This is a genomic window from Phaeobacter sp. S60 (genome assembly GCF_000826845.1).
GTDB classification, from domain to species: domain Bacteria; phylum Pseudomonadota; class Alphaproteobacteria; order Rhodobacterales; family Rhodobacteraceae; genus Phaeobacter; species Phaeobacter piscinae.
On sequence record NZ_JSWJ01000015.1, the window covers coordinates 116,720 to 141,320 of the forward strand.

A 24,601-nucleotide genomic window follows, 5' to 3' on the forward strand; every position below is an offset into this window, starting at 1 on the left:
CCCGACAGGAGCCCCTGCCCGATGTTTCGCAACAGCCGCGCTGATTTTCCCAAGGAGTTCCTGTTTGGCACTGCCACCTCTGCCTATCAGATCGAAGGCCATGGATTTGGTGGCGCGGGGCCCACCCATTGGGACAGTTTCGCCGCCACACCGGGCAATGTGGTGCGCGCCGAACATGGCCAGCGGGCCTGCGACCACTATCATCGCTATGCTGAGGATCTTGATCTGGCGGCGGCAGCCGGGGTGGACTGCTACCGATTTTCGACCAGCTGGGCGCGGGTCATGCCAGAGGGGCGCGGCGCGCCAAACCCTGAGGGGCTGGATTTCTATGACCGGCTAACAGACGCGATGCTGGAACGCGGGTTGAAGCCCTGTGTGACGCTGTATCACTGGGAACTGCCGCAGGCCCTGGCGGATCTGGGCGGCTGGCGCAACGGCGAGATTGCCAAGTGGTTTGGCGATTATACTGAGGTCATCATGAGCCGGATTGGCGACCGGATGTATTCCGCTGCCCCGATCAATGAGCCGTGGTGTGTGGGCTGGCTGTCGCATTTTCTTGGCCATCACGCGCCGGGCCTGCGCGACATTCGCGCCACCGCACGGGCCATGCACCATGTGATGCTGGCCCATGGCACTGCCATTCAGGTGATGCGCGCCCGCGGCATGGGCAATCTGGGCGGTGTGTTCAATCTGGAATGGGCCACGCCCGTTGATGACAGCGCGGCCGCGCAGCAGGCCGCCGCGCGCTATGATGCGATCTACAATGGCTTTTTCCTTGGCGGGGCCTTTCACGGACGTTACCCGGATCTGGCGTTGGAGGGGCTGGAGCCGCATCTGCCGCAGGGATGGCAGGATGATTTTGCCACCATCACCGCGCCCGTCGACTGGTGCGGGATCAACTATTACACCCGCAAGCGGATTGCCCCCGACACTGGCCCTTGGCCGCATTATGCCGAAGTGGACGGCCCGCTGCCGAAAACGCAGATGGGCTGGGAGATCTATCCGCAGGGGCTTTATGATTTCCTGACGCGGACCGCGCACGAGTATACGGGGGATCTGCCGCTGCTGGTGACGGAAAACGGCATGGCAAATGCGGATGTGGTGAGGGATGGCACAGTGCAGGATGCGGCGCGCGTCGCCTTTGTGGACGACCACCTTGACGCCTTGCGTCGCGCGATCGCCGAGGGGGTGCCGGTGCAGGGCTATTTTCTGTGGTCGCTCTTGGACAACTACGAATGGGCGCTTGGCTATGAGAAACGCTTCGGGCTGGTGCATGTGGATTTTGACACGCTGAAACGCACGCCCAAGGCATCTTACCATGCGCTGCAATCTGCACTCACGGGCGCGCGCTAAAGGGCTGGCTTCAGTTCGCCAGCCGCCCTGCTAATCGGTTCAGCACCGTGAGGCATTGTGAGAGCTGATCAAGCGACAGGTATTCATCCGCCTTATGCGCCTGCGCGATGGCGCCGGGGCCGCAGACGACCACATCCAGGCCAAGCGCTTGAAACAGCCCCGCCTCGGTGCCGAAAGGCACCAGCTCAGCAGCATTACTGCCGAGCAGCTCCGCCATGAGTTCACGCGCCTCATTTTGGCTGGTAGGGGTGAGACCGGCCACCTCGCCCACCACCTCCGTCTCGATGCTGGCCTCCGGGTAGATCGCCTGCATCGCGGGCAAGAGCGTGTCGCGGCAATAGCGCGCCATCGTGTCCTTGACATGATCCGCATCCGAGGGCTGCACCGGCCGCATTTCCCAATCCAACTGCGCCTTTGACGCGATGACGTTATGGGCGCTGCCGCCGTTGAGCGCGCCGATGTTCAGCGTTGTCCAGGGCGGATCAAAGCGGCTGTCCGGCGGGGTGCGCTGTTGCAGATCACCGCGCAGATCCAGCAGGCGATTGACATAGCGCGCGGCGTATTCCACCGCATTAACGCCCCGGCCCGGATCGGAGCCGTGCCCCTCAAGCCCTTGAAACCTTGTGCTGTATTCGTGGCAGCCTTTGTGCCCTTCGACGACGCGCATACTGGTTGGTTCGCCGATAAGTGCCAGTCGTGGTTTCAATTCACGCTCGCGCAGGGCCTGCACCAGATGACCGGCCCCAATGCAGCCCACCTCCTCATCATAAGTGAAAGCGAAATGGAGGGGGCGGCGGCTGATCTGCGCGGCGAACTCTGGCGCCATGGCAAGTGTCGCGGCGATAAACCCCTTCATGTCGCAGGTGCCCCGCCCGTAGAGCCGCCCGTCCCGTTCCACCATTGCAAACGGGTCGCTGGTCCAGTCCTGATCGGTCACCGGCACCACATCGCTGTGGCCCGACAGCACGATCCCGCCATCGGTTTCGGGGCCAAGCGTGGCAAAAAGATTGGCCTTCTGCCCGCTGGCATCAAACATCACATCGACCCGCGCGCCGCAGTCCTCAAGCCGGTTGGCCAGATAGGCAATCATCTCCAGATTGCTATCGGCGGAGACCGTCGGAAAGGCGATGAGGTCTGAGAGAATGCCAGTGGTCTGCTCCATCATGCCCTCACCCTTTCACAAAGAGTTTGCGCTCAATCGAGCAGAGCGGCTCGGCAGCGCCGGTGTCGCGGATCAGCAGAGTCTCCGTGGTCTCCAGCCCCCATGTGTCCATCCAGAGGGCCGGCATGAAGTGGAAGACCATGCCGGGTTGCAGCACAGTGGTGTCCTCGCTGCGGATTGACGCCGTGCGCTCCCCCCAATCCGGCGGATAGGACAGGCCAACAGGGTAGCCCATGCGGCCCGAACGCTCGATCCCGTGTTTGGCCATTACGGCCATGAAAGCATCCGCGATCTCGCAGGTACGATTGCCCGCGCGGGCCGCCTCGATCCCGGCGGCGATGCCTTCGATCTGCGCCGCCTCGATCCGCAGCATCTCCTGTGAGGGGGTGCCCAGAAATACCGTACGTGACAGCGGCGCGTGGTAGCGGCGATAACAACCGGAGAGTTCGAAAAAGGTTGCCTCGCCCTGCCGCATCGGGGTGCCGTCCCAGGTCAGATGCGCCGCTGTCGCATCCAGCCCGGACGGGGTCAGCGGGACGATGGCCGGGTAATCGCCCCAATCGTCCTCCACACCGGTCACACCGGAATGCAAGATATCGGCCACCAGATCGTTTTTGCGCACACCGGGCGCGGCCCGTTCGATGGCGGTTTGGATCACCTTATCGGTGATCCGCGCGGCCTTGCGCATAAAGCCCAGCTCTGCATCGGATTTCACAAGCCGCTGCCAATTGACCAGCGCGGTGGCATCCACAAGAACCGCCTGCGGAAGCTCTGCCGCCATTACGGCATGGGCCTTTGCCGAGTAGTAGTAATTCTCCATCTCGACCCCGATCCGGGCATGGCCCAACCCGCAGGTGCGCAGCTGCTCGGCCAGATGCTGCATCGGGTGGCAGTCGGTGGATTGGACATAGTGGTCGCCGTAGCCCAGCAGGTGATCCTGCGGCATCCAGCAGGTGCGGCGCGCGCCCATCATGTCCATATGCCGCCCCCACCAGATCGGATCGCCATCCGGCAGGACGATCACCCCCTGATGCACGTAGAACGACCAGCCATCGTAGCCGGTAAGCCAGGCCTGATTGGACGGATCGGTGACAAAGAGCGCGTCTAGCCCGGCATCGGCCATGGCCGCGCGCGTCTTGGCCAAGCGCTGCTGGTACTCGGATGGTTCAAACGGGATGTTGGGATTTGTCATCGTTGCATCCTTCGTCAACCAAGAACCGCGGAGACCGCCCGATGGGTGGCGCTGACCACCCGGTCGGCCTCATCCTGTGTCAGGCAGAAGGGAGGCGCAAAGCCCAGGATATCCCCCTGAGGCATGGCCCGCGCGATCACGCTGTCCTGCTCCAGCAAATTGGCTGCGATCTGCGGGCCGATCTTGTCACTGGCGTCAAACAGGCGGTGGTCGTCCCGATCCGCCACGAATTCCACCGCGCAGAGCATCCCCTCGCCCCGCACATCCCCGACATTCGGGTGATCGCCGAGGGCCTTGCGCATCTCATCCTTGAGATAACTGCCAACGGTCGCCGCGTTTTCGACGAGGCCCAGCTGATCAATCAGGGTGAGATTGGCCACCCCGGCAGCGGCGCCGATGGGATGCGCCGAATAGGTCCAGCCATGGCCAATCGGGCCGTTCTCATCCGTGCCGCGCTCCAGCACCTGCCACATCTTGTCCGACACGATGGACCCCGACAGCGGCGCATAGGCTGAGGTCAGCCCCTTGGCGATGGTGATAAGATCGGGGCGCATGCCGTAGTGATCGGAGCCGAACATCGTGCCCAAGCGACCAAAGCCGGTGACCACCTCATCCGCGATCAGCAGGATATCGTGCCGTTCAAGCACCGCCTGAATGGCGGGCCAGTATCCTGCGGGCGGCGGGACGATGCCCCCGGTGCCCAGAACCGGCTCCCCGATGAAGGCGGCGATGGTATCGGCCCCTTCCCGCGCGATCAGCGCCTCCAGCTCTGACACGCAATGGGCAACAAAGTCGGCCTCGCTCTGGCTGCGATCACTGCGGCGGAAATAATATGGGGCCTCGGTATGGACCACCTGTGCCAGCGGCAGGTCGAATTTATTATGAAACAGCTCCAGCCCGGTCAGCGAGCCGGTCATCAGCCCGGACCCGTGGTACCCCCGCCAGCGGGAGATGATTTTCTTCTTCTGAGGGCGGCCCAGAATGTTGTTGTAATACCAGATCAGTTTGATGTTGGTTTCATTGGCGTCAGAGCCGGAAAGACCAAAGTAGAGCTTCGACATATGGTCAGGGGCGCGGTCGAGGATCATCTTTGCCAGGGTGATCGAGGCCTCGGTGCCATGCCCGACATAAGAATGATAATAGGCCAGCTCGCGGGCCTGATCGGCAATGGCGTCGGCGATCTCAGGTCGGCCATAGCCAACGTTCACGCAGTAAAGCCCGGCAAAGGCATCCAGCAGCCGATTGCCGTCGCGGTCCTCAATATGGCAGCCGCTGCCGCCGGTCACCACGCGCTGTGGCAGATTTCCGCGAGCGAATTCCGCGAGATGCGTTGAAGGGTGGAAGAAACAGTCGCGATCCCACTGGTCGAGTTGGTCATTGTGAAGCATGGCTCAATCCTTGGCTTTGGCGGCGCGCCGCCTTTGGTCACATGAAGGGAGCCGGTTGCACGCGACAGACCAAGAGGCGGTCCGTTTTTGAGCAGAAAAGGCTCCGCTCACCCGGACAGCAGCGCGCAATGCCTTTATTGCCAGGGTCGTGCCACTGTTGGAGCATAGCGGGTCTGCCCAAGGCAACAGATTTTTTTGTCAGCCGGCGGATTGACCGGTGAGAACGCGCTGCTATCTGCCGGGCGGCCGCGCCAAGGACTGACGCGTGACAAGTGTGGTGTTGATGCAGACCGACTGCCCCTCGGACCGCCCCTCCACGATTGCAATCAGTTCTTGCGCCGCCTTGCGCCCCATTTCGCGGTGCGGGACATGCACAGTTGTGAGAGCGGGGCTGACGATTTCTGCCAGCTCGATATCATCAAACCCGGTGATGGAGACATCGTCAGGTACAGCAATCCCCCGGCTTCGCGCCTCGCGGAGCGCCCCTGCCGCCAGAACGTCATTGCCACACATCACCACGGTTGGGCGGGGTGCATGCGACATCAGCTCTGCAAAGGCTGCGGCCCCTTTCTCAATCTCATAGGGGGTTTCGATCAATGTGAGCGCAGCCGGGTCGAGACCTCTGGAACGCATGGCATCCCGGACACCGCTGACACGATTTTGGGCACGATCATTGCCCTGCAGGATCCCGGAGATCATCGCAATGTGGCGGTGCCCCGCGTCCACCACCGTTTGGGCCAGATCCCACATCGCGCCCTTGTTGCTGAACCCGACCGACGGCTGCGGCCGCTCCGGTGCATAAGACCAAGCCACAAGGACCGGAACCCGGTGCCTCTCAAGGTATTGATAAATCTGCTCCTCCCGGTCGTGGCCGATCAGCAGCAAGCCATCTGCGCCACGCGCAACCAATGTGCGGATCTGTTCGCGCTCCATCTCCGGGCAATAGGCGGAACTGGACACCAAAAGGGTGTAGCCATCTTCCCGCAGCTGATCCTGAAAGGCCTGCAGCCCGCGCGCGAAAATTGCATTGTCCATCGTTGGAATAATCGCCCCGATGGTAAAGCTGCGTTTGGCCGCCATGACGCGGGCGGCGAAATTCGGCGTATAGCCCAGTGATTCGACCGCCTCCATCACACGCTGGCGGGTGGTCTCGATGACACGATCCGGTGAATTCAGGCAGCGCGACACGGTGGCGGTCGAGACGCCTGCAGCCTTGGCAACATCGTTAAGTGTTGGAGCAGAGGGGCTTTTTCCCATGTCGTACCTTATCATTTTCCGGGCTCATTTTAGCAGATTTCCCGACGGCTGCCAGCGCTTAATGTAAGCGCTTGCATTATTGATGTAAGCGCTTACAAATGGTGATGAGATAACAACGGGGATCTTTCGATGTTTCTGATGGCGTCTGTTTGCGTGTTTGCCGTGTTCTTTGCCAATGTCGCCCTCGGCGCCTTTGGCAGCGGCGGTTTTCTGAGCGACGTCGGCGAGATGGTGATCCTGTTTGCAGCGTCCATTCTGTTTGTGGCTGCAATTCTCAAAAAAGAAGCTGACCAAAAAAACCAAGACGGCAGCTGATGGATTTCCAAGGGAGGAAGACAATGACGAATGGCAAGGATGGGCTCAAATCTGCAGAGCGCCGTAATTTTCTGAAACTGGCCTCGACCGGCTCATTTACCGCGGCGTTGGTCGCGGGGGCTGGTGGGGTGCTTTGGTCCACTGAAGCAGTGGCGCAAACCGCCAAGGAAGAAAAGGAGCGTGAACGTGCGGCCGAGCACATCATGACGGTGGCCACCGCCTATGTGCTGGGCGCGTCACGCAGCTACCCAATCATGCAGTTGGACCTGAAGGAGAACATCCAGAACGCCACCAATGCCAAGATCTACGTCAAACTGGCCCCCGGCGGGCAGCTGGGCGCAGGCGGTGCGTTGGTGCAGAAGGTGCAGGGCGGCACCATTCAGGCGGCACAGCATTCGCTGTCGAATTTCGCCCCCTTCGCCTCCACCGTTGATCTGATCAACATGCCTTATCTCTGTGGCTCCAATCAGCGTTTCACCAATCTGGTGACCTCCGATTTCTGGAACGCTGAGGTGCACCCCAAGGTGGAGGCCAACGGTTTCAAGGCGCTGTTCTATGTGAACATTGATCCCCGCGTCGTGGCTGTGCGCAAGGGCGGCAATGCGGTGACCTCCCCGGGCGATATGGCGGGTGTGAAATTCCGGGTTCCGGGCTCCAAAATGTTGCAGCAGTACTACCGTATGGTCGGTGCCAACCCGACGCCCGTGGCCTGGGGCGAAACACCCTCGGCGATCAAACAAGGTGTGGCAGATGCGCTCGACCCCTCTGTGGGCGCGCTCTATGTCTTTGGCTTCAAGGATATTCTGAGCCACGTAACCTTCACCCAGGCGGTGCCGGACAGTCAGGTCTACTCGTGCAATCTGGAGTGGTTCAATTCCTTGCCTTCTGATGTGCAGGACGGCGTGATGTGGGGGGCAGAGATGACCGCGCATCAGAACCTCTCCAAGGTGCCGTCAGCCCGCGCCTATGCCATGGCGGAGCTGGCCAAGGCCGGTGTCGCCTTCCATACGCTGAGCGACGATCAGCTGGGCGAATGGCAGGAAGCCGGAGGCTATCAGCGCAGCGAATGGGATAGCTTCAAGACTGAGCTGGCCGGATCGATGGACAGTTTCGCCAAGCTGGAAGAGGCCGCAGGCACGCAGGGCAAATACTACGTCCACGACGCATAAGCTGTCGCACCACGTGGTTCCGGGACCCGGTGCCACGTTCCCTTTCTCTTTTAGCCGCCTGCGACAGCCCGGTTCGGGCTGATTCATAAGGCGCGCCCAACCCTCGGGACGAGCGATGGACCTCTTGCGGAAAATTGACAAGAACGCCGAGCGCTGGCTGCTGCTGACCTTCTACGTGATGCTGGTCATCACTATGGCGGTTGAGGTGATCCGGCGCGAACTCTTTGCCTATTCCTCGATCTGGGGTGAGGAGATTGTGCGCTACTCCTTCATCTATCTCGCCTGGATCGGTGCCGCCGCCGCAGTGAAGGAGCGCGCCCATATCCGCATTGATGTGCTGATGCATTACCTCGGGCCGCGCCCCAAGGCGCTGCTCTATATCTTTGGCGATCTGGTGATGTTCGTGGTCGCGCTGGTGGCGCTCTACTGGTCGTTCGAGACGGTGCTGGTCTCCGCCAAATTCGGCTCTGTCAGCCACGGGCTGCGCATTTCCATGGTCTGGTTCCTGATGGCGGTGCCAGCCGGGTTCGCCTTGATGGTCTGGCGGTTGCTGCAATCCTTCCTGCGCGATTTTCGCAGTCTTCGAGACGGCACGCCCGTCTTTGAAGGCGACAAGCTGTTTGATTGAAGGATCTGAGAGATGCTGTGGAATTCACTCAATCAAACGGTGGAACTGGGCTGGGATTTCTACCTGCCGGTGATCATGTTTGTGGCCCTGATTGCGCTGGCGGTGCCGGTTTGGGCGGCCATCGGGGCTGCCGCGATCACCATGCTGGTGATGTCGGGCGACCTGCCGCTCAGCGCCATTGGTGAAAGCTTGTTCACCGGCATCGACGCCTTTGCGCTGACCGCGGTGCCGCTGTTCATTCTGACCGGTGATGTGCTGGTCAGAACCGGGCTCAGCAAGAAGTTCCTGGATGTGGCCGAGGCGCTGACCTGCTGGACACGGGGTGGTTTTGGTTCGGCCACGGTGCTGGTCTGCGGCATGTTCGCGGCGATTTCCGGCTCGGACGCCGCTGGCGCTGCTGCGGTGGGACGGATGACCATCAACCGGCTGGTCGAAAGCGGCTACCCCCGCCCCTACGCCTGCGCGCTGGTGGCTGCTGGTGCCTGCACCGGCATCCTGATCCCACCCTCGATCGCCTATATTATCATCGGTCTGGTGCTGGGCATTTCCGCCTCCACCCTGTTTCTGGCGGCGCTGATCCCGGGGATTGCCATTCTGGTGTCGATCCTTGTCACCAACATCATCATGAACCGGCTTTATACCTATGAGACCGGCGGCAATATGGGGCTGGGAGAATGGCTGGGCAATCTGGGACAATCACTGAAATCCGGTTGGTATGCCTTCATCGTGCCGGGGATCATCTTCTATGGCATTTTCTCCGGCCGCCTGACCCCGACCGAGGCCGGCGCCACCGCTGTCGTTGTCACCATCCTGATGGGTTTTCTGCTGGGCACCCTGAAACTGGCGGACTTCCCGGCGATGCTCGTCAGCTCTGCCAAGGTGAACGGGGTGATCCTGCCGATCATCGCCTTCTCAGCGCCTTTGGCGGAGGCACTGGCCATCATGGGCGTGCCACAGGGGTTTGTGACGGCTGTGACCGGGCTGACTGACGATCCGGCCATGCTGATCCTGTTGATGATCTGCATTCTGATCGCTGCGGGCTGTGTGATGGAGACGACCCCCAATATCGTGATCCTGGCGCCGATCCTGAAACCGCTGGCCGACAACATCGGCATGAACGAAATTCAGTTCTGCATCATGATGATCACCGCGCTGGGTGTGGGGTTCATCACTCCGCCGCTGGGCCTGAACCTGTTCGTGGTCTCCGGCATCACCGGTGAGTCCATTCTCAAGATCGCCGCCCGCGCCATACCGTTTGTTCTGACCATGCTGATTGTGGTGCTGCTGATCGCTTATCTGCCTGCGATCTCAACCACGCTGCTCCCTGACATCTATAAATAGGACCCTTTGGACATGACCCGTGAGTACCTGAAGAAGGCGGCCCTGACCCCCAAGTCGGATGCGTCCGAGACCCATAAGATTGTGCAGGAGATCCTTGATGAGATCGAGGCCGGAGGCGACGCCAAAGCGTTGGAATATGCGGCCAAATTCGACAAGTACGAGGGCAACGTGCTGCTGACGGATGAGGAGATTGAGGCCGCCTGCGCCTTGGTGCCGGAAAAGCTGAAGGCCGACATTCGGTTCTCCCATGACAACGTGCGCCGCTTTGCCGAGCTGCAGAAAAGCACTGTGCATGATGTGGAAACAGAAATTTCACCGGGTTTCATCACCGGACAGAAGGCGATCCCGGTGGATGCAGCGGGCTGCTACGTGCCCGGCGGGCGCTACAGCCATATCGCCAGCGCGATCATGACCGTCACAACCGCCAAAGTGGCCGGTTGCAAACATATCACCGCCTGCTCGCCGCCGCGCCCCGGCGTCGGCGTGGCGCCGGCCATCGTTTATGCCGCCCATATCTGCGGCGCGGATCAGATCATGGCAATGGGTGGCGTGCAGGGCGTTGCGGCGATGACATTCGGCCTGTTCGGACTGCCCAAGGCGAATATCCTCGTTGGTCCCGGCAATCAATTCGTGGCGGAGGCCAAGCGTATCCTGTTCGGCCGTGTCGGTATCGACATGATCGCGGGCCCCACCGACAGCCTGATCCTGGCCGACAGCACGGCGGATGCGCATATCGTCGCCACCGATCTGGTGAGCCAGGCCGAGCATGGCTACAACTCCCCGGTCTGGCTGGTGACGGATGATCGCACTCTTGCCGAGGAGGTGATGCGGCTGGTGCCGGGGCTGATCGACGATCTGCCCGAGGTGAACCGCGAGAACGCCGCTGCGGCCTGGCGCGATTATGCGGAGGTCATCCTCTGTGCCAACCGCGAAGATATGGCCGCCTGCTCCGACGCCTACGCGCCTGAGCATCTGACCGTACAGGCCGAGGATCTGGATTGGTGGCTGGGGCAGCTGACCTGCTACGGCTCGCTGTTTCTGGGCGAGGAAACCACAGTCTCCTACGGCGACAAGGCAGCGGGCACCAACCATGTGCTGCCGACCTCGCGCGCGGCCAGCTATACCGGCGGGCTGTCAGTCCATAAATACATGAAGATCGTCACCTGGCAGCGCGCCACCCGCGAAGGCTCCAAACCAGTGGCAGAGGCGACCGCACGGATTGCCCGGCTGGAAGGGATGGAGGGCCACGCCCGCGCTGCTGACGTGCGGTTGGCCAAGTACTTCCCGGATGAAACCTTTGACCTGACTGCAAATGGCTGACCCGCGCGCGCTTTTCGACCTGACAGGCCGGACCGCCTGTATCACCGGCGCCAGCTCCGGGCTGGGGCGTCGCGCAGCGATTGCGTTGGCCGCTGCCGGTGCGCAGGTGGTCGCGGTGGCGCGCCGGGCCGAGGCTTTGGAAAGCGTCTGTGCTGAGATCGGGCCAAGCGCGGCTTATGCGGTGGCTGATGTGGCAGACCGCAGCAGGTTCGACGCATTGCGTGAAGACGTTTCAGCCCCCTTCGGGGCGCCGGATATCCTGATCCATGCGGCCGGTGTGAATACTCGGCAAACGGCGGATGACGTCACCGCCGAGGGCTGGGACCAGACCATCGCACTGAACCTCTCCGCACCATTCTTTCTGAGCCAAGCCCTAGTGCCCGGGATGAAGGACAGAGGTTGGGGGCGGATCGTCAATTTCGCCTCGCTCCAGACCACCCGCGCCTTTCCCGGCGGCGTGGCCTATGGCGCCAGCAAGGGCGGGATCGGCCAGCTGACCCGCGCCATGGCAGAGGCCTGGTCGCCATTCGGCATCACCGCCAACGCCATCGGACCGGGGTTTTTCCCCACCGAGCTGACGCAGGCCGTGTTCGAGGATGGGGACCGTGCGGCCCGAAACGCCGCGCAGACCTGTATCGGCCGCAATGGCCGGCTGGAGGATATGGACGGGCCGCTGTTGTTTCTGTGCTCCGATGCCTCCGCCTATGTCACCGGGCAGGTATTGATGGTCGATGGAGGGTTCACAGCGAAATGAAAGCCTTGGTTTATGAGGGGGTTGAGACGCTGGCATTCCGAGATGTGCCGATGGCTGCGCGACGAGAGGGCGAGCATCTGATCCGCATCCGTGCCTCTGGCATCTGCGGCTCGGACATGCACGCCTATCTCGGCCATGACGCCCGCAGGCCCGCGCCGCTGATCCTGGGGCATGAGGCTGCGGGGACTATAGAAGACGGATCGCAGGCGGGCCGAAGGGTGACGATCAACCCCTTGGTGACCTGCGGCAGCTGCGCGGCCTGCGCGGCGGGGCGTGAAAACCTCTGCGCCAGCCGCCAGATCATCTCCATGCCCCCGCGCGAGGGCGCCTTTGCCCAGTTCGTGGCGATGCCGGAGCGCAACCTTGTAACCGTGCCCGCAGATGTGCCGCTGGCAAAGGCCGCCCTGGCCGAGCCGCTGGCGGTCAGCTGGCACGCCGCCCGGCTCGCGCTGGCGGCGCTGCACCCGGATATGGAGCGCCGCGCGCTGGTGATCGGCGGCGGTGCCATCGGCTTGGCCGCTGCGCTGGCGCTGCGCGCAATGGGGGTGGAGGACGTCGCGATTCAGGAACCCAACGCCGCGCGCCGGGCTTTTCTGGCAGACCACTGCGGCCAGCAGGCGGTGGCAGAGTTTCAGGGCATTGTACCACTGGTGGTCGACGCCGTGGGCTACGCGACCACCCGCGCCGCCGCCTCTGCCATCGCTGCTCCCGGTGGTGTGATTACCCATGTCGGATTGGCCGAGGATGCGGGCGGACTGGATATCCGCCGCATGACGCTGCAGGAAATCACCTTTATCGGCACCTATACCTATACCGCGCAGGATTTTCGCGACACCGCGCAAGCGATCTTTGACGGCCGCCTAGGTCCGCTGGACTGGCCAGAACAGCGGCCGCTATCAGACGGCGCCGCTGCCTTTCGCGACCTGCGGTCCGGCGCAGTGGCCGCGCCAAAGATCATTCTAGACCCCTGGGCCTAGGCCCTGAGCTGAGCAAACGGAGAGCATCATGTATGACAAGATCCTGGTTCCCATGGCCCTGGACCACGGGGTGTCCGGCACAACACTGAAAGCCGCCGCGACCCTGTGCAACCCCGGCGGGCAGATTACCGCGCTGCATGTCTATGAGGCCCCGCAAGGCTCTGTCAGTGCCTATCTGGATGAGGAGGCCGTGCGCGAAGGGCTCGAAAAGGCCCGTCAGCAGCTAACCAAGAAGACCGCGGACTATTGCGATGTAGCAGCCGAAATTGTCAAAGGCCGCTCATACCGGGCCATCGTTGAATATGCCGAACAGAACGGTACGGACTGTATCGTCGTCGGCTCACATAAACCCGGGCTCAGCGACTTTTTCCTCGGCTCGACCGCCGCCCGTGTGGTGCGCCACGCGCCTTGCGCGGTGCATGTCTGCCGCCCCCTTTGATCCCCAACACCGAGACCTCAAACAAAGGCAATCGACCATGACAATAGACAAGAGGATCGCTGACGATCTGGCGGCCAATGGCGTCTCCTTCGTCACCACCGTGCCCTGTAAGCAACTGGCGGGTGTGATTGAGGAGATCGACCAGCGCGATGACATTTTTCACATCCCCTCCAACAAGGAAGACGAAGGCATGGGGCTGTGCGCCGGCGCCTGGATGGGGGGCAAACGCCCCGCGATCATCATGCAGAACACCGCCATTGGGGTCACCATCAACACGCTTGCGACGCTGATCCAATACTACCGGATGCCGCTGCCGATGCTGATCTCCTACCGCGGCGAGCTGCGCGAGCCGGTGGCATGCCAGGTGGAAATGGCCGTGCATACCAAGGCACTATTGGCGCAGATGAATATCCCGACCTACCACTTCCATTGGCAGCGGGACGTCGAGGAATTCGACAACATCCTGAAATACACCTTCATGTGCAACAAACCTGTTGCCATCCTGACCGATGCCAATTTCTGGGGAGGCTATGGCGACCAATGATCCGTTCCGAAATCCTGAAAGAGATCGCACCCATCCTGCGCAACGAACTGGTGGTCTGCAATATCGGCATTCCGAGCCAAGAGCTGCACGCCATCGACGACCAGCCCAGCAATTTCTACATGCTGGGCACCATGGGCCTTGCCTCATCCATCGGGCTGGGGCTGGCGTTGGCACAGCCGAAACCGGTGATCGTGATCGACGGAGACGGCTCGATCCTCACCAATCTCGGCACCTTGCCCACCATCGGCAACAACGCACCCGGGAACTATATCCTGATGATCATCGACAATGGCTCTTATGGCTCAACCGGCGATCAGCCGACCTACACCAGCCAGCGCACCGATCTGGCTGCCATGGCGCGCGCAGCTGGCTGTGGCCGGGTGATCGAGGTGCAGGACAAAGACACCGGCTCTGCACTCGAACAGACGCTGGCGAGTGGCGAGGCCACGGTGCTGGTGGTGAAATGCGACAGCGGCAACGCCAAGATGCCGGTGATCACGATGGATCCGGTGGTGATCCGCGACCGCTTTATGACGGCTGTCGCCAGCTGATGGGCGCAGGCGCCATCCATTCGGCTGAGGACGCCCGCCGTCTGGCCCGGCGGCGGCTTCCTTGGATGGTGTTTGACTATATCGATGGGGCAGCAGGGCAGGAAACCGGGGCGGCGCGCAATCGCGCAGCCCTGGATGCCATCACCCTGCGGCCCCGTATCTTGCGCGATGTCAGTCAGCGGTCTTTGGCCACAAGCATATTTGGCGCCGAGGCAGACCGCCCTTTTGGCATTGCCCCCATGGGCATGTGCAACCTGTCGGCTCCTGGCGCCGACCTGATGCTGGCCCGGCTGGCGGCGCGTTACCGGGTGCCGCACGGGGTCTCCACCGTCGCCTCGACGTCGCTCGAGACGCTTCTGGAGGCGACGGAAGGCTATGCCTGGTTTCAGCTCTATTTCAGCGGTGACGGCACTGGCTCCTTCAATCTGGCCGAGCGCGCCCGCGCGGCTGGTTATCAAACTCTGGTGCTGACGGTTGATGTGCCGGAGGTCGGCCGCCGCCCACGCGAACTGCGGCATGGCTTCAAGATGCCGTTCCGCATCGGTCCGCGCCAATTCATCGATTTCGCCCTGCATCCGCGCTGGTCGCTGACGACGCTGCTGAAGGGCAAGCCCGTTATGGCGAATTTTCAGATGGAGGGTTATGACTTCGACCGCACCCAAAGCCGGGCGCGCGCCACGTGGGACACGCTGGCCCGGCTGCGCGATCTCTGGCCCGGCAAGCTGGTGGTGAAAGGCGTGCTGGACGTCGAAGACGCCCGTGCCCTGGTGTCGGCTGGAGTTGATGCCATTCAGATCTCCAGCCATGGCGCGCGACAACTCGAAGCCGCACCCGCCCCGATCGAGATGTTGGCAAAGATCCGTGCAGATCTTGGGCCGACGTTTCCGGTTTTTTACGACAGCGGCATCCGGTCGGGCGAGGATGTTTTGAAGGCAATCACCATGGGCGCGGATTTCGTATTTCTGGGCCGTATCCTGCAATACGCGATTGCTGCGAGGGGCGAGGCTGGGCTGGAACAGTTGTGGGATGCGCTAACCGAAGAGCTGAGCATTGCCATGGCTCAAACCGGGCGCGTCTCACTAAGACATTGAGGGGCGCGCATTCGCCGCCATTGAGCATGTTTATGCTGCGTCTGCGTCGCTGCGCTGGCTTTTTGCATCGACGGTCAGGTGGTAGGCCTGACAGGTTTCGCCGCCTGCTTCAAACCTAGGCCCGGCGGAGGTGATCGACAGGCGCGCCCTACGCATCAGCAGCGCAGCTGTGACCGAGGTGATGCACAGAAAAGCGCTGATGTTCCACTCCTGCGCGAGCCGCGACAGGCCACGCTCCAGATGTCCACGCACATCTCTGCGCTCCCGCGCGCTCAGCGTGTCTTCGACAAAAAACCGGCTGACCTCCCAGATTGCGGCGTCCTGAGGCGCGGAATGATCCAGGACATTTGACGGCAGGCCAGGCAGCAGACCGAGTTGGGCATCACGCAACATGTAGCTGGTGGTCATGCACTGCGCAGTGGTGGGAGTCATTCGAAAACCGCCGAGGACTGTTTTTCCCTCATGAACAGTGCAGTAGATACTCTCTGGTGTGTCGTACTGATCAAACTCCAAGCCACGCACATTGGGTAGATTCCAGCGCCGCAACTGAACAAAATGACGATACCGCGCGCGCAGCATTTCAGTGAAGAGCCCGCCGGTCTCCGCAAAATTGTCGAATGTAATTTCTGTCGACTGCATCGCTGGCCCGGTCAGCTGTTCCAGCCCGAATGCAAACCTGCATTCCGGCAATTTATCGAAAATTCGACTCAACCTATCCGGAAAGCGTAAATTTTGAATTAATTCAGAACAGTCGCTCCGCTTTTTGCGGCAGCTTTTCAAGATCGGGGTGCGTAGGTCGAGAGTATCCTCGTTCGCGCGACCGCAGACGGCAATCTCTGCCGGCAACGCCCAAATGTCATCAAGCGGAACGCGCAGCCTGCATGGATGTAGCCTTGCGGATTTCCGAAAGCAAAACCGATTTTTTGACCGGTTTAGAAAGGTAGCTCACCGCACCGAGCTGCAGGAATAACTCCTGCTCATCCGCAGCGGCGTTCGCCGTCAGCATGATCACAGGTGTCGCCCCGATCCGCCCACCCCGCCGCAGCATTTCCGTCAGGGTTTCCCTGCCATTCATAACCGGCATCTTCATATCCAGAAGTACCAGATCGAATGGGCGGCGCTCTAGGCAGTCTAAGGCTTCGGAACCGTTTTCGGCATCAACGATCTGAACTCCGCTGTTCTTTAGAAACGCCCGCACAACCAATCGGTTGGACGCAGTATCATCAACCAGCAGAATGGACAGGTTGCCAAGATCGTCGACTTCAGTTCCCGCAGTCTGCGGCGGCAAAACCTCCACTTCCGAGGCTTCAAGCGCAGTGATAGGACAATGAAACGTAAAGCAGCTGCCCCAACCGCGGCCGGTCTGTACCGTAATGTCGCCGCCCATGATACGTGCCAGGTGGCGGGCGATCGCCAATCCTAGCCCGGTGCCGGGGACGTTAGGGGCATTCTTGTCCTTGGCGCGATAGAAATCGGTAAAAAGTTTTGCACTCTGCTCTGGCGTCATGCCGCGACCAGTGTCGGAAACCGCCACGCGTAGCCTGAATTGCCCATCGATACTTTCGCAATCTGCGACCACTTCGACCCGGCCAGATTCCGTGTATTTTATCGCATTGGAAACCAGGTTTCCGATCACCTGCCGCAGGCGCAATGCGTCACATTCTGCATAGTCAGGAAGACCCTGTGCCAGCCTGACAGTTAGTGTTAGCCCCTTTTCATCCGCGCGTGCTCGATACATTTCGACAGCACTGGAGATCTCTTCCCGCGGGGAGGCGGTAGCAAGATTTAGCTCGAACTGACCAGACTCGATCTTGGCGTGATCAAGAACATCATCAAGTATACCTGTGAGCGCCTGGGAGGATTTGCGCAAGAGTTGTGTCTGCTCCTTAAGCGTTTCGGAATCAGAATTCTCCTCCTCGATCAGTTCGGACATGCCACAAATCGCATTCAGAGGGGTGCGGATCTCATGGCTCATCGCAGCGAGGAACCGGCTCTTGGCGCGACTCGCGGCCTCCGCGGCGCCCAATGCCTCGCGCAGGCGCCCTGTCAACCGATGCTGCACCCACATGGCATGTACCATATAGGCTGCTCCCAACAAGAGAATGACCGCAGCGATCACCATTTCGCCGACGCTTGCGATACGAAGCAAAGTCGCACAAACCATGTATCCCACAGTGCAAATTATCGGCACAGCGGTGATGATCCCAAAGTAGAACCACGCTGATCGCGCAACCACCGAATGATTGAGTGCAATGATCAGCAGCATCGCCCCCATCAGCTTCGGGAAAGGCTCAGCATGCAAAAACAGCAGTAAAGACAGAGAATTAAACACGCAGACGCCCACAAACGCAGAGCCCGCAAATAGAACGGTTGCGCCCAGTGTCACCTCGGACGAGAGCCGACGATAAACGCGCAGTCCGACGAGCTCGACAAGAACGTAAGCGGTATAGACGACTGCCACGGTCTGTAGCGACAGGAAATAGAGAGAGAGCAACGACACCAGAGTGATCGAGGCAAACCTGGATGGGAGGTCAGATCGAACAAGTTGGTTTTGGCTGGCAATAGAGTTCGCGTGGTCTGTAGATAGTGAAAACAAACGCATCCTCCTCCCCAGTTTCGCTGGCCACCTCCCCCACCATCGTGTTCGCGCGTCAAAGGTGAGCCTCACCTAATTTGACCACAGCTAACCGATTCGCCCGTTCCGTTAAATTGCAGTCAAATGGTGACAGATGACTTAATATTACTTGACTGGCGTCGGCGACAGGTTGAACAAGCTCAATTCTTAATAAGATAGTTTTCCAGCAACTGAAGCGTGAGATGAACACGCAAGACCTAGGTTTGTTCAGTCAGGCACAAACGTGGGCCTGCCGAAGCAGCATATGCATCCCTACTATTGCTTTTCAGAGGGCCATCATCGAGATGGCGGCCCAAAACCGGCCTAATAAAGGCAGCAATAGAGCAATATCAGTTGAATAATGGTGCCCCCACACGGTCAACCCGTATTGCCGATTTTCCCATATTTTTATGCGCCATGTGGACCACGAAGAGTCACTTTAGGCACCAAAAGAAATCAATAACTTACAATAAGGGTGGACCACGTTCGCGCCATCTTCTTTGCTCTGGAAACGACCTACAGCACGATCAGCAAAAAGACGCCTCTGCGCAGATAGTGACCTTTGCAAAGTCGGCGGAACTGGCGGCATCGCAGGCGATCCGTGCCGCAGGCCCAAAAAGAAGAGCTGACCTTCGCCGCAGTCGCAGCCGCCGACCAGACTCGAATAGAAACCAAGCAGGACAAAGCGCCCTTTCACTGCAGCTGGCTCGAGCCTCGGGTTCTCCCTTTGCTTAGACTATCCGACTTCTTACCTTTTGCCGCAGCTTTCAAAGAGCCATTTGGCGTGGTACATCACAACTTGTTTGCAAACACAGCAGGACATCATCGTGAACGACGAATTAAAAAACCAACCTGGGTCATTGTCGTCAGAAGAATTTCTGCTGAGCGAAACGGACTCTTTGGACGATCCTTACGAAGAAATTGCACGGCTTCGGAGGGAACTCGCAACCGCGCGGGCACTGCTCGCTCAAAATGAAGATGCGTCTCCTTCTTTAGATCTCGCAGCTTCCGACGACCGCACTGTATTGCTTGAGGCCATGATGGAAACCGTTCCGGTCGGCGTTGTGCTTGCAGATGCGACTGGACGGATTGTTCACGGCAACTCATGGGTCGAGCGAAACCTCAAACACCCCGTCCTCAACTCAGAAGACACAGAGTCCTATGCGGAGTGGATCTCGTTTCACGCCAATGGACGGCAGGTCGAAAGTCATGAGTATCCCCTTTCCCGCGTCATCAAGGACGGCGAGGATCATGCGGAACTGGACGTCCATTATCAGCGTGGCGATGGGACAAGGTTTTGGATGCGGGTCATTGGTGAACCGGTCCGGAACCCCGATGGACAAACCATTGGCGCAACGGTAGCGCTTGTTGACATCGAAGATGAGGTGCGACTGCTTGAAGAGAAAGAGATACTGCTCGGTGAGGTAAACCACCGGGTCAAAAACTCACTGCAGTTGGTTAGCTCGATTTTATCGCTTCAAGCACGCTCTGCGCAGGATGAAGCTGCAGAGTTACTGCACGCGGCGTCTGCGCGCGTCCAAGCGATCTCGTCAGTCCACGCCGCACTCTACCATGACGACGATGTGCGGACGGTCGAGTTTGGAGACTACCTGCGGCGCTTTTGCGAGCGTCTTGCCGATGGGCATGGGGCAGACGAGAAAAATATCTCTCTAGAAGTCGAAGCAGACAAGTTAACTTTACCTGCTGACAAAGCTGTGCCGCTTTCTCTGATCATCAATGAATTGATCACAAATGCATTCAAATACGCGTTTATCGAAGGCGTAACCCAAATGGACAGTTCAGGTGAGGGCCCTCGCATTAATGTGCGGCTTGTCAGCAACAGTGACGGAGCCTCGTTCGTCGAAGTTTCTGATAATGGCAAGGGAGAGGGAACCAACCACCTGGTTAGTGCGTCTTCTGAGTCAGGGTTGTCGCACAACAATGCAACCAATGGACTGGGTACAAGACTGACAAGCATCCTTGCCCGGCAATTGGATGCGAAGGTAACCAAGGCAAAGGCCAATGGATGGACCGTCAAACTGGAATTCGAATCCAACTAAATTTAGGCGCGTGCTGTAGACAGGTGAACTGTTGCGTATTCTGATTGTCGAAGATGAACTTCTTATTGCCTTTGATCTAGAAATGGCGCTGGAAGATGCAGGCCACCAGGTTGTAGGAACTGCAACTACCGAAGACAAAGCTGTTGAATTGGCTCTTCTCCATCAACCTGATCTCATGATAGTCGATTTACGTCTGAAGGATGGTGGATGCGGGCGCGCCGCTGTCAAACAGGTTCAGGCAAGTCAAGACGTCGAAGTCATCTTCGCAAGCGGTAATCTTGATCCCGTAATGCGGGTACGTTTGGAAGAGTTTGAACCAGTTGCGATGCTGTCAAAACCATACGATTCCAACGAATTGGTTAAGTTGGTCGATAGAGCAGCCTAACCAATATTCGTTTTACAGGATGAGAAACCACTCAAATTCTTGATAGCCGAGATTAAAGCACCTTGCAGCATCCGGTAGGCGGGTACACTGTCGCCATTCGGCGGCATGGTACCGAGAGACCAGCACAAACCAGCCCGGTACTGCCGTAGACAAGGGGTGCCGCGCCAAAGATGCTGCCGGTGCGAAATTCCATGGTCTTTTTCCAGGAAGCGGACCCTCGGCAGGGCTAAGCTGCCTCATGTCATGCTGCGGGATGCACCGGGGGTAGCGGAGCGCAGTTAGCGACCTTTGCAAAGTCTCAGTATCTGCCACCTGAGCAACGGTCCCATGCTGCACGAGCGATGGAGAGAGCAGACCTTCGCTGCAGATGCAGCCACCAACCACTGTCGAACGGAAGGGAAGCGGACCTTGCTGCCGTTCGCTGCCGGTGCAGCAAGAACGATCTGGGGCGGTCGCACTGCGCAGATAGCGACCTTTGCAAAGTCGGCGGATCTGGTGCCATGACGAGCGATCAATGCCGCAGCCGCACGAGGAAGAGCGGACCTTCGCCGCGAGTGCAGCCGCCAACCATCATCGAATGGAAGGGGGGCGGACGATCCAGGCTTTCGCTGCGCTAAGCACGAAGGTCCGTTCCAACCAAGCACCCTTGAGAAAACGCCGGCTCGACGACGGAAGGGGTTGCACATCCTTTCGTTTCACACCAAATGTAAATGTGTTTACATTTAATCGAGTTTTCCCATGACCATTACTCACAGCATTTCCATCTCCACTCCCCAGTCAGCGGTGTTCGCCCTTTACGAGAACGTGGCCTCGTGGCCTGCGTGGGATTGCGAGACCGAGGCGGTCTTCCTGCCAGACGGTCTGCACAGGGGATCGACGGGTTGGCTGAAGCCACGGAAGGGACCGAAGGCGCGTGTGCGCGTCGCCGAGGTCCTGCCGGGGCGCTCCTTCACGATGGAGGGTCAATTGCCGTTGTGCCGGATGCATTTCGGCCATGATTTAAGGGGGGATGGCCAAGGGACCACCGCGACGCACTGGGTGCGCTTCTCCGGCCCCTTGGGCTTTCTGTTCCGCCGGCTCATCGGCAGAGAGATCGACGCCACCCTTCCGGCAACTCTGCTCGGCCTGAAGCATGCGTGCGAGAACAGGGCAGAAAGCGAGTGACCGGGCAAGACCAGAAGTGGGAGCCGTCTTCCTTCGCGGGCCCGCAGGTCAGTCCAGGATTCACCCTCTGGCAGGAGTTCATGCTGTGGCAGCGGGGCTTGAACGGACGGCTGAAGCCATTTGAACTGACGCAACCGCAGTTCGCCATTTTAGCGGTCTGTGGCTGGATGACACGCAACGGACAGAACGTGACGCAACGCGACGTCGTCGATTTCCTCGGCATGGACCGGATGCATGTCTCGCAGATTGCCACGCGGCTGGAGCGAGACGGGCTGATCGAGCGTTCCGCGTCAAAGGCCGATCAGCGCTCGAAGCGCGTCACACTCACACCCTTGGGACGTGAGCGCCTGGCCAGGGCGGTACCGGTTGTCGAAGCCTATGACAGGGAGTTCTTCGCGGCTAGGAAGGCGAGATAACCTGCCCCTTTTGAAACGACCGAGTAAAACGGATCGGCTGGTGCGCTAGCCTCTGTATCGGCTTTCAGACCTCACCAACGACGGGGTCTTGGCCCTTATAGAACCCGATGCTGCCTCTGCAGCGTGACCCGCGGAAGCCGACCTTCGTGCGTTCCGCAGCATCCCTCACTTAGGGCTCACTACCGACTTGCGGCGTTGCAGCACCAAAGTTGCAGCAGATCTCGTACCTAGCGCCTATCATGGGATCACCGCAGCCAGCCCGATATGGACATTCATTCTGCATCTGCAACGGATGAAACTGCCTGCAGATCGGGGTGGAAGCCGGTCATTCGCTGCATTTGCGAGCGAAGCAGACCGTATAGCCGTAAGCCGCCATTCAGATTGCCGTACGATGACATTAATCATGTACGGTTTGGTGATGTACACCATCCAACTCCTCAAGCCGGGCATGTTTTGTCACTCCCGCAAGAGAAGGTCGCTCCTAGTGTGGCAGATACGAATCAACTTGGTCACTAGAAGACCGGTATGGCGCGATCTCGACACTCACTCCGTCCGGCATCCATTCTTCTATTTTTGCTTTAAGGCTATCGCGCTGGCGCTGGTCCTGTGCAAACCTACCGAATGCTGCAACACAGCTATATTATCCGTTGTTCCAGCTCGGCAGGATCGGCAACGTCGACATGCCAAAAGGCGCGCGCTTCAACTGGGAGCTGGGCCAAAACGCGTTCGAAGTCTTTTCCGTTGGTGCAGCGCCGAACCGCCCATGCCGTTGCCTCAATCGCGTTGTCTGGCGTCAAGTTGTGGTTCACACGCACATTTTTGACCTCAGAAATGAGTGTCTCACGGTCATCAAATGCCGCGCGAGGCTGCGTAACATCCCATTTTTGAACAAAAATCGCGCGAAGCACGCTCGGCAAAACACTTGCGAATTCCAAACCCTCTCGAGCGTTCAAGCGACGCCTGAACACCTGAAACACCGCATCAACCGCCGTGTACGCCATGTTGTCTGACTCAAGGGACATGCGCTCTTTCACGTCATCAAGGAAAGCGCGCCACTCCTTGGAGGCGTGCCGATATGTCCACGGCATTGGCATGTGTAGCTGGTTCCTTCCTCAGCATTGGCGCTGATAATCTTATCGAAGTTCACAAGGGTTGTCGAAAACACCAGCGGCAGCCATGGGCCGCCTTGAGCGAAGGAGTGCAGGCCTTCTCCGTCTGGATTCGGAGCCGGAAATGACAACTATCTCTTGAGCGCAGCTTTAGCATTTATTATATGCTGTATAAATTTATTGCAGGAGACCCGGAAGATGCCCACTGGACATATCATGATGGCGATGAGCCTGGACGGTTTTGTCGCGCGGACTGACCACCGGTTGGATTGGTTGGAAAAGCAACCAACCGAGGAAGAAGATCACGGGTTCGCCGCCTTTCAGGACAGTGTCGATGTGATCGTTATGGGCTCGGGCTCGTATAGGACGGTGCGAGGCTTCGGAGCGTGGCCCTACACCAAACCGGTGGTTGTTCTGAGCAGAACAATGACTGCCGCCGAAATTCCCGACCATCTGCGCGACAAAGTCGAAGTCTCAGACTTGGCGCCCGAAGATTTGATGAAGAGCTTTGACGCTCGCGGTTTCAATCGCGTCTATGTGGATGGTGGCGCGATCATTCGCTCGTTCCTGAAGGCCGGGCTGGTGGAAGATATGCGGATCACCCTTGTTCCCATCCTGATCGGTGAGGGCATCCGCATTTTTGGCGAGACCGAGGGCGATGTCGATCTGGAGCTGGTGTCGGTCAACAGCTTTCCTTCTGGTCTGGTGGATCTGGATTACAGGCTGAAAGCCGCGTGACAAAGGCGCCTTCACCCGGGCGGCCGCCGAAGGCCGATCAACGTCTTTCGAAACAGCTGATCCTGCAGACTGCCTTGCCAATTGTCCAAGACAAGGGCGTTGACGCGCTGTCGTTTCGCATGCTTGCCGATCAGCTTGGCGTCACTCCGATGGCGGTGACCTATCACGCAGGCACCAAGAAACAGCTTCTGTCCGATTTGGTGGAACATGCATTTGCGGGCGTCCTGGATGGCGTGGAGGGTGGCACTCCGGTCGAGCGGGCCCGAAGCATCATGGCGACCTACTATGGATACTCCTTGAAGAACGCCAACCTTCTCCGCGCGATCCTTGAGGATGTGACGCTGATGAGTGCCGACCTTGCAAACGTGGTGCCTAAGTTGAAAGCCTGTACAGACCAGCTAAAAAACAGCGACGGTGGCGACGTTCTTGTTCACCTGCTGATCGACTATGCGCACGGATTTGTGCTCTCTGCTTCGAGTGGAGCAAACAACCCCCTGACGATAGAAGACTATCTGCGCGGTATCGACTGGATTCTCTGTCGAGCGGCTGGTGACCGCGAGGCCATCTAGTAAAAAACACGCGCATCGGAGGCGCGAACAAAGTATAACTTTTCGACGTGAACACCGACATCGGG

At 59.5% G+C, this 24,601-nt stretch carries 25 protein-coding genes; 18 read left to right on the plus strand and 7 right to left on the minus strand.

Features of this window, described 5'->3' with window-relative positions; genetic code table 11:
- The first annotated feature begins 21 nt into the window (after positions 1–21).
- Positions 22–1,353, plus strand: a complete 1,332-nt coding sequence (locus OO25_RS15215; RefSeq protein WP_040180966.1) for a GH1 family beta-glucosidase — start codon at positions 22–24, stop codon at positions 1,351–1,353.
- 10 nt (positions 1,354–1,363) lie between these two features.
- On the opposite strand, the gene argE is transcribed toward OO25_RS15215, so the two are convergent.
- The 4 genes from argE to OO25_RS15235 form a co-directional block, all read right to left on the minus strand.
- Entirely contained in the window at positions 1,364–2,518 is a 1,155-nt protein-coding gene (gene argE, locus OO25_RS15220; protein ID WP_040180967.1) for an acetylornithine deacetylase, read from the minus strand.
- A gap of 4 nt (positions 2,519–2,522) precedes the next feature.
- Positions 2,523–3,707: a M24 family metallopeptidase gene (locus OO25_RS15225; protein WP_040180969.1), complete on the minus strand. Its 1,185-nt coding sequence runs from the start codon at positions 3,705–3,707 to the stop codon at positions 2,523–2,525.
- Positions 3,708–3,721: 14 nt separating this feature from the next.
- On the minus strand, positions 3,722–5,095 hold the full coding sequence (locus OO25_RS15230; protein ID WP_040180970.1) for an aspartate aminotransferase family protein: 1,374 nt from the start codon (positions 5,093–5,095) through the stop codon (positions 3,722–3,724).
- A gap of 231 nt (positions 5,096–5,326) precedes the next feature.
- Complete coding sequence (locus OO25_RS15235; RefSeq protein ID WP_040180972.1) at positions 5,327–6,352, minus strand: LacI family DNA-binding transcriptional regulator; 1,026 nt, start codon at positions 6,350–6,352, stop codon at positions 5,327–5,329.
- A gap of 129 nt (positions 6,353–6,481) precedes the next feature.
- Between OO25_RS15235 and OO25_RS15240 the strand changes: the two genes are divergently transcribed.
- From OO25_RS15240 to OO25_RS15290, 11 genes are all read left to right on the plus strand, one after another.
- The gene (locus OO25_RS15240; protein WP_040173837.1) at positions 6,482–6,667 is read left to right on the plus strand and encodes a hypothetical protein; all 186 of its coding nucleotides are present in this window, start codon (positions 6,482–6,484) and stop codon (positions 6,665–6,667) included.
- A 23-nt stretch (positions 6,668–6,690) separates the two neighbouring features.
- Positions 6,691–7,836, plus strand: coding sequence for a TRAP transporter substrate-binding protein (locus tag OO25_RS15245; protein ID WP_040180973.1), 1,146 nt, complete (start codon positions 6,691–6,693; stop codon positions 7,834–7,836).
- A 115-nt stretch (positions 7,837–7,951) separates the two neighbouring features.
- Positions 7,952–8,464 (plus strand): TRAP transporter small permease, encoded by a 513-nt coding sequence (locus OO25_RS15250; protein ID WP_040180975.1) that lies wholly within the window; start codon positions 7,952–7,954, stop codon positions 8,462–8,464.
- A 12-nt stretch (positions 8,465–8,476) separates the two neighbouring features.
- Complete coding sequence (locus tag OO25_RS15255) at positions 8,477–9,805, plus strand: TRAP transporter large permease (RefSeq protein ID WP_040180977.1); 1,329 nt, start codon at positions 8,477–8,479, stop codon at positions 9,803–9,805.
- A 12-nt stretch (positions 9,806–9,817) separates the two neighbouring features.
- A complete protein-coding gene (gene hisD, locus OO25_RS15260; RefSeq protein ID WP_040180978.1) occupies positions 9,818–11,125 on the plus strand; it encodes a histidinol dehydrogenase in 1,308 nt (435 codons plus the stop codon).
- Positions 11,118–11,879, plus strand: a complete 762-nt coding sequence (locus OO25_RS15265) for an SDR family NAD(P)-dependent oxidoreductase (protein ID WP_040180980.1) — start codon at positions 11,118–11,120, stop codon at positions 11,877–11,879. Before hisD ends, OO25_RS15265 begins: the two co-directional genes overlap by 8 nt.
- A complete protein-coding gene (locus OO25_RS15270) occupies positions 11,876–12,856 on the plus strand; it encodes an alcohol dehydrogenase catalytic domain-containing protein (protein WP_040180982.1) in 981 nt (326 codons plus the stop codon). The genes OO25_RS15265 and OO25_RS15270 overlap by 4 nt, the downstream gene beginning before the upstream one ends.
- A 28-nt stretch (positions 12,857–12,884) precedes the next feature.
- On the plus strand, positions 12,885–13,295 hold the full coding sequence (locus OO25_RS15275; RefSeq protein ID WP_040180984.1) for a universal stress protein: 411 nt from the start codon (positions 12,885–12,887) through the stop codon (positions 13,293–13,295).
- A 37-nt stretch (positions 13,296–13,332) separates the two neighbouring features.
- The gene (gene comD, locus OO25_RS15280; protein ID WP_040172511.1) at positions 13,333–13,839 is read left to right on the plus strand and encodes a sulfopyruvate decarboxylase subunit alpha; all 507 of its coding nucleotides are present in this window, start codon (positions 13,333–13,335) and stop codon (positions 13,837–13,839) included.
- Complete coding sequence (gene comE / locus OO25_RS15285; protein ID WP_040172509.1) at positions 13,836–14,390, plus strand: sulfopyruvate decarboxylase subunit beta; 555 nt, start codon at positions 13,836–13,838, stop codon at positions 14,388–14,390. Before comD ends, comE begins: the two co-directional genes overlap by 4 nt.
- On the plus strand, positions 14,390–15,481 hold the full coding sequence (locus OO25_RS15290) for an alpha-hydroxy acid oxidase (protein ID WP_040180986.1): 1,092 nt from the start codon (positions 14,390–14,392) through the stop codon (positions 15,479–15,481). Before comE ends, OO25_RS15290 begins: the two co-directional genes overlap by 1 nt.
- Positions 15,482–15,511: 30 nt before the next feature.
- On the opposite strand, the gene OO25_RS15295 is transcribed toward OO25_RS15290, so the two are convergent.
- Positions 15,512–16,327, minus strand: coding sequence for an acyl-homoserine-lactone synthase (locus tag OO25_RS15295; RefSeq protein ID WP_242407052.1), 816 nt, complete (start codon positions 16,325–16,327; stop codon positions 15,512–15,514).
- A gap of 13 nt (positions 16,328–16,340) precedes the next feature.
- Positions 16,341–18,083, minus strand: coding sequence for an ATP-binding protein (locus OO25_RS15300; RefSeq protein WP_040180988.1), 1,743 nt, complete (start codon positions 18,081–18,083; stop codon positions 16,341–16,343).
- A gap of 839 nt (positions 18,084–18,922) precedes the next feature.
- Here OO25_RS15300 and OO25_RS15305 point away from each other — a divergent pair.
- From OO25_RS15305 to OO25_RS15320, 4 genes are all read left to right on the plus strand, one after another.
- Positions 18,923–20,155 carry a sensor histidine kinase gene (locus OO25_RS15305; protein WP_123585448.1) on the plus strand — a complete coding sequence of 411 codons (1,233 nt, stop codon included), beginning with the start codon at positions 18,923–18,925 and terminating at the stop codon, positions 20,153–20,155.
- 31 nt (positions 20,156–20,186) lie between these two features.
- Positions 20,187–20,540: a response regulator gene (locus OO25_RS15310; protein ID WP_040180991.1), complete on the plus strand. Its 354-nt coding sequence runs from the start codon at positions 20,187–20,189 to the stop codon at positions 20,538–20,540.
- A 738-nt stretch (positions 20,541–21,278) separates the two neighbouring features.
- Positions 21,279–21,704 carry an SRPBCC family protein gene (locus OO25_RS15315; protein WP_040180993.1) on the plus strand — a complete coding sequence of 142 codons (426 nt, stop codon included), beginning with the start codon at positions 21,279–21,281 and terminating at the stop codon, positions 21,702–21,704.
- Positions 21,701–22,120, plus strand: coding sequence for a MarR family winged helix-turn-helix transcriptional regulator (locus OO25_RS15320; RefSeq protein WP_040180994.1), 420 nt, complete (start codon positions 21,701–21,703; stop codon positions 22,118–22,120). The genes OO25_RS15315 and OO25_RS15320 overlap by 4 nt, the downstream gene beginning before the upstream one ends.
- 635 nt (positions 22,121–22,755) lie before the next feature.
- Here OO25_RS15320 and OO25_RS15325 read toward each other — a convergent pair.
- On the minus strand, positions 22,756–23,214 hold the full coding sequence (locus tag OO25_RS15325) for a DUF2267 domain-containing protein (RefSeq protein WP_040180996.1): 459 nt from the start codon (positions 23,212–23,214) through the stop codon (positions 22,756–22,758).
- A 213-nt stretch (positions 23,215–23,427) separates the two neighbouring features.
- On the opposite strand from OO25_RS15325, the gene OO25_RS15330 reads away from it, so the two are divergent.
- Complete coding sequence (locus OO25_RS15330; RefSeq protein WP_040180998.1) at positions 23,428–23,967, plus strand: dihydrofolate reductase family protein; 540 nt, start codon at positions 23,428–23,430, stop codon at positions 23,965–23,967.
- Positions 23,964–24,536, plus strand: a complete 573-nt coding sequence (locus tag OO25_RS22260) for a TetR/AcrR family transcriptional regulator (RefSeq protein ID WP_052465684.1) — start codon at positions 23,964–23,966, stop codon at positions 24,534–24,536. Before OO25_RS15330 ends, OO25_RS22260 begins: the two co-directional genes overlap by 4 nt.
- The last annotated feature ends 65 nt before the right edge of the window (positions 24,537–24,601 follow it).

What these genes read in the sequence shown, in the direction of transcription:
- OO25_RS15230 (WP_040180970.1), bottom strand. Translation starts at nt 5,095, where the DNA reads ATGCTTCACAATGACCAACTCGACCAGTGGGATCGCGACTGTTTCTTC.
- OO25_RS15330 (WP_040180998.1), top strand. Translation starts at nt 23,428, where the DNA reads ATGCCCACTGGACATATCATGATGGCGATGAGCCTGGACGGTTTTGTC.
- OO25_RS15315 (WP_040180993.1), top strand. Translation starts at nt 21,279, where the DNA reads ATGACCATTACTCACAGCATTTCCATCTCCACTCCCCAGTCAGCGGTG.
- comE (WP_040172509.1), top strand. Translation starts at nt 13,836, where the DNA reads ATGATCCGTTCCGAAATCCTGAAAGAGATCGCACCCATCCTGCGCAAC.
- hisD (WP_040180978.1), top strand. Translation starts at nt 9,818, where the DNA reads ATGACCCGTGAGTACCTGAAGAAGGCGGCCCTGACCCCCAAGTCGGAT.
- OO25_RS15215 (WP_040180966.1), top strand. Translation starts at nt 22, where the DNA reads ATGTTTCGCAACAGCCGCGCTGATTTTCCCAAGGAGTTCCTGTTTGGC.
- OO25_RS15270 (WP_040180982.1), top strand. Translation starts at nt 11,876, where the DNA reads ATGAAAGCCTTGGTTTATGAGGGGGTTGAGACGCTGGCATTCCGAGAT.
- OO25_RS15275 (WP_040180984.1), top strand. Translation starts at nt 12,885, where the DNA reads ATGTATGACAAGATCCTGGTTCCCATGGCCCTGGACCACGGGGTGTCC.
- OO25_RS15250 (WP_040180975.1), top strand. Translation starts at nt 7,952, where the DNA reads ATGGACCTCTTGCGGAAAATTGACAAGAACGCCGAGCGCTGGCTGCTG.
- OO25_RS15255 (WP_040180977.1), top strand. Translation starts at nt 8,477, where the DNA reads ATGCTGTGGAATTCACTCAATCAAACGGTGGAACTGGGCTGGGATTTC.
- OO25_RS15245 (WP_040180973.1), top strand. Translation starts at nt 6,691, where the DNA reads ATGACGAATGGCAAGGATGGGCTCAAATCTGCAGAGCGCCGTAATTTT.
- OO25_RS15265 (WP_040180980.1), top strand. Translation starts at nt 11,118, where the DNA reads ATGGCTGACCCGCGCGCGCTTTTCGACCTGACAGGCCGGACCGCCTGT.
- OO25_RS15225 (WP_040180969.1), bottom strand. Translation starts at nt 3,707, where the DNA reads ATGACAAATCCCAACATCCCGTTTGAACCATCCGAGTACCAGCAGCGC.
- comD (WP_040172511.1), top strand. Translation starts at nt 13,333, where the DNA reads ATGACAATAGACAAGAGGATCGCTGACGATCTGGCGGCCAATGGCGTC.
- argE (WP_040180967.1), bottom strand. Translation starts at nt 2,518, where the DNA reads ATGATGGAGCAGACCACTGGCATTCTCTCAGACCTCATCGCCTTTCCG.
- OO25_RS15240 (WP_040173837.1), top strand. Translation starts at nt 6,482, where the DNA reads ATGTTTCTGATGGCGTCTGTTTGCGTGTTTGCCGTGTTCTTTGCCAAT.
- OO25_RS15300 (WP_040180988.1), bottom strand. Translation starts at nt 18,083, where the DNA reads ATGCGTTTGTTTTCACTATCTACAGACCACGCGAACTCTATTGCCAGC.
- OO25_RS15290 (WP_040180986.1), top strand. Translation starts at nt 14,390, where the DNA reads ATGGGCGCAGGCGCCATCCATTCGGCTGAGGACGCCCGCCGTCTGGCC.
- OO25_RS15325 (WP_040180996.1), bottom strand. Translation starts at nt 23,214, where the DNA reads ATGCCAATGCCGTGGACATATCGGCACGCCTCCAAGGAGTGGCGCGCT.
- OO25_RS15235 (WP_040180972.1), bottom strand. Translation starts at nt 6,352, where the DNA reads ATGGGAAAAAGCCCCTCTGCTCCAACACTTAACGATGTTGCCAAGGCT.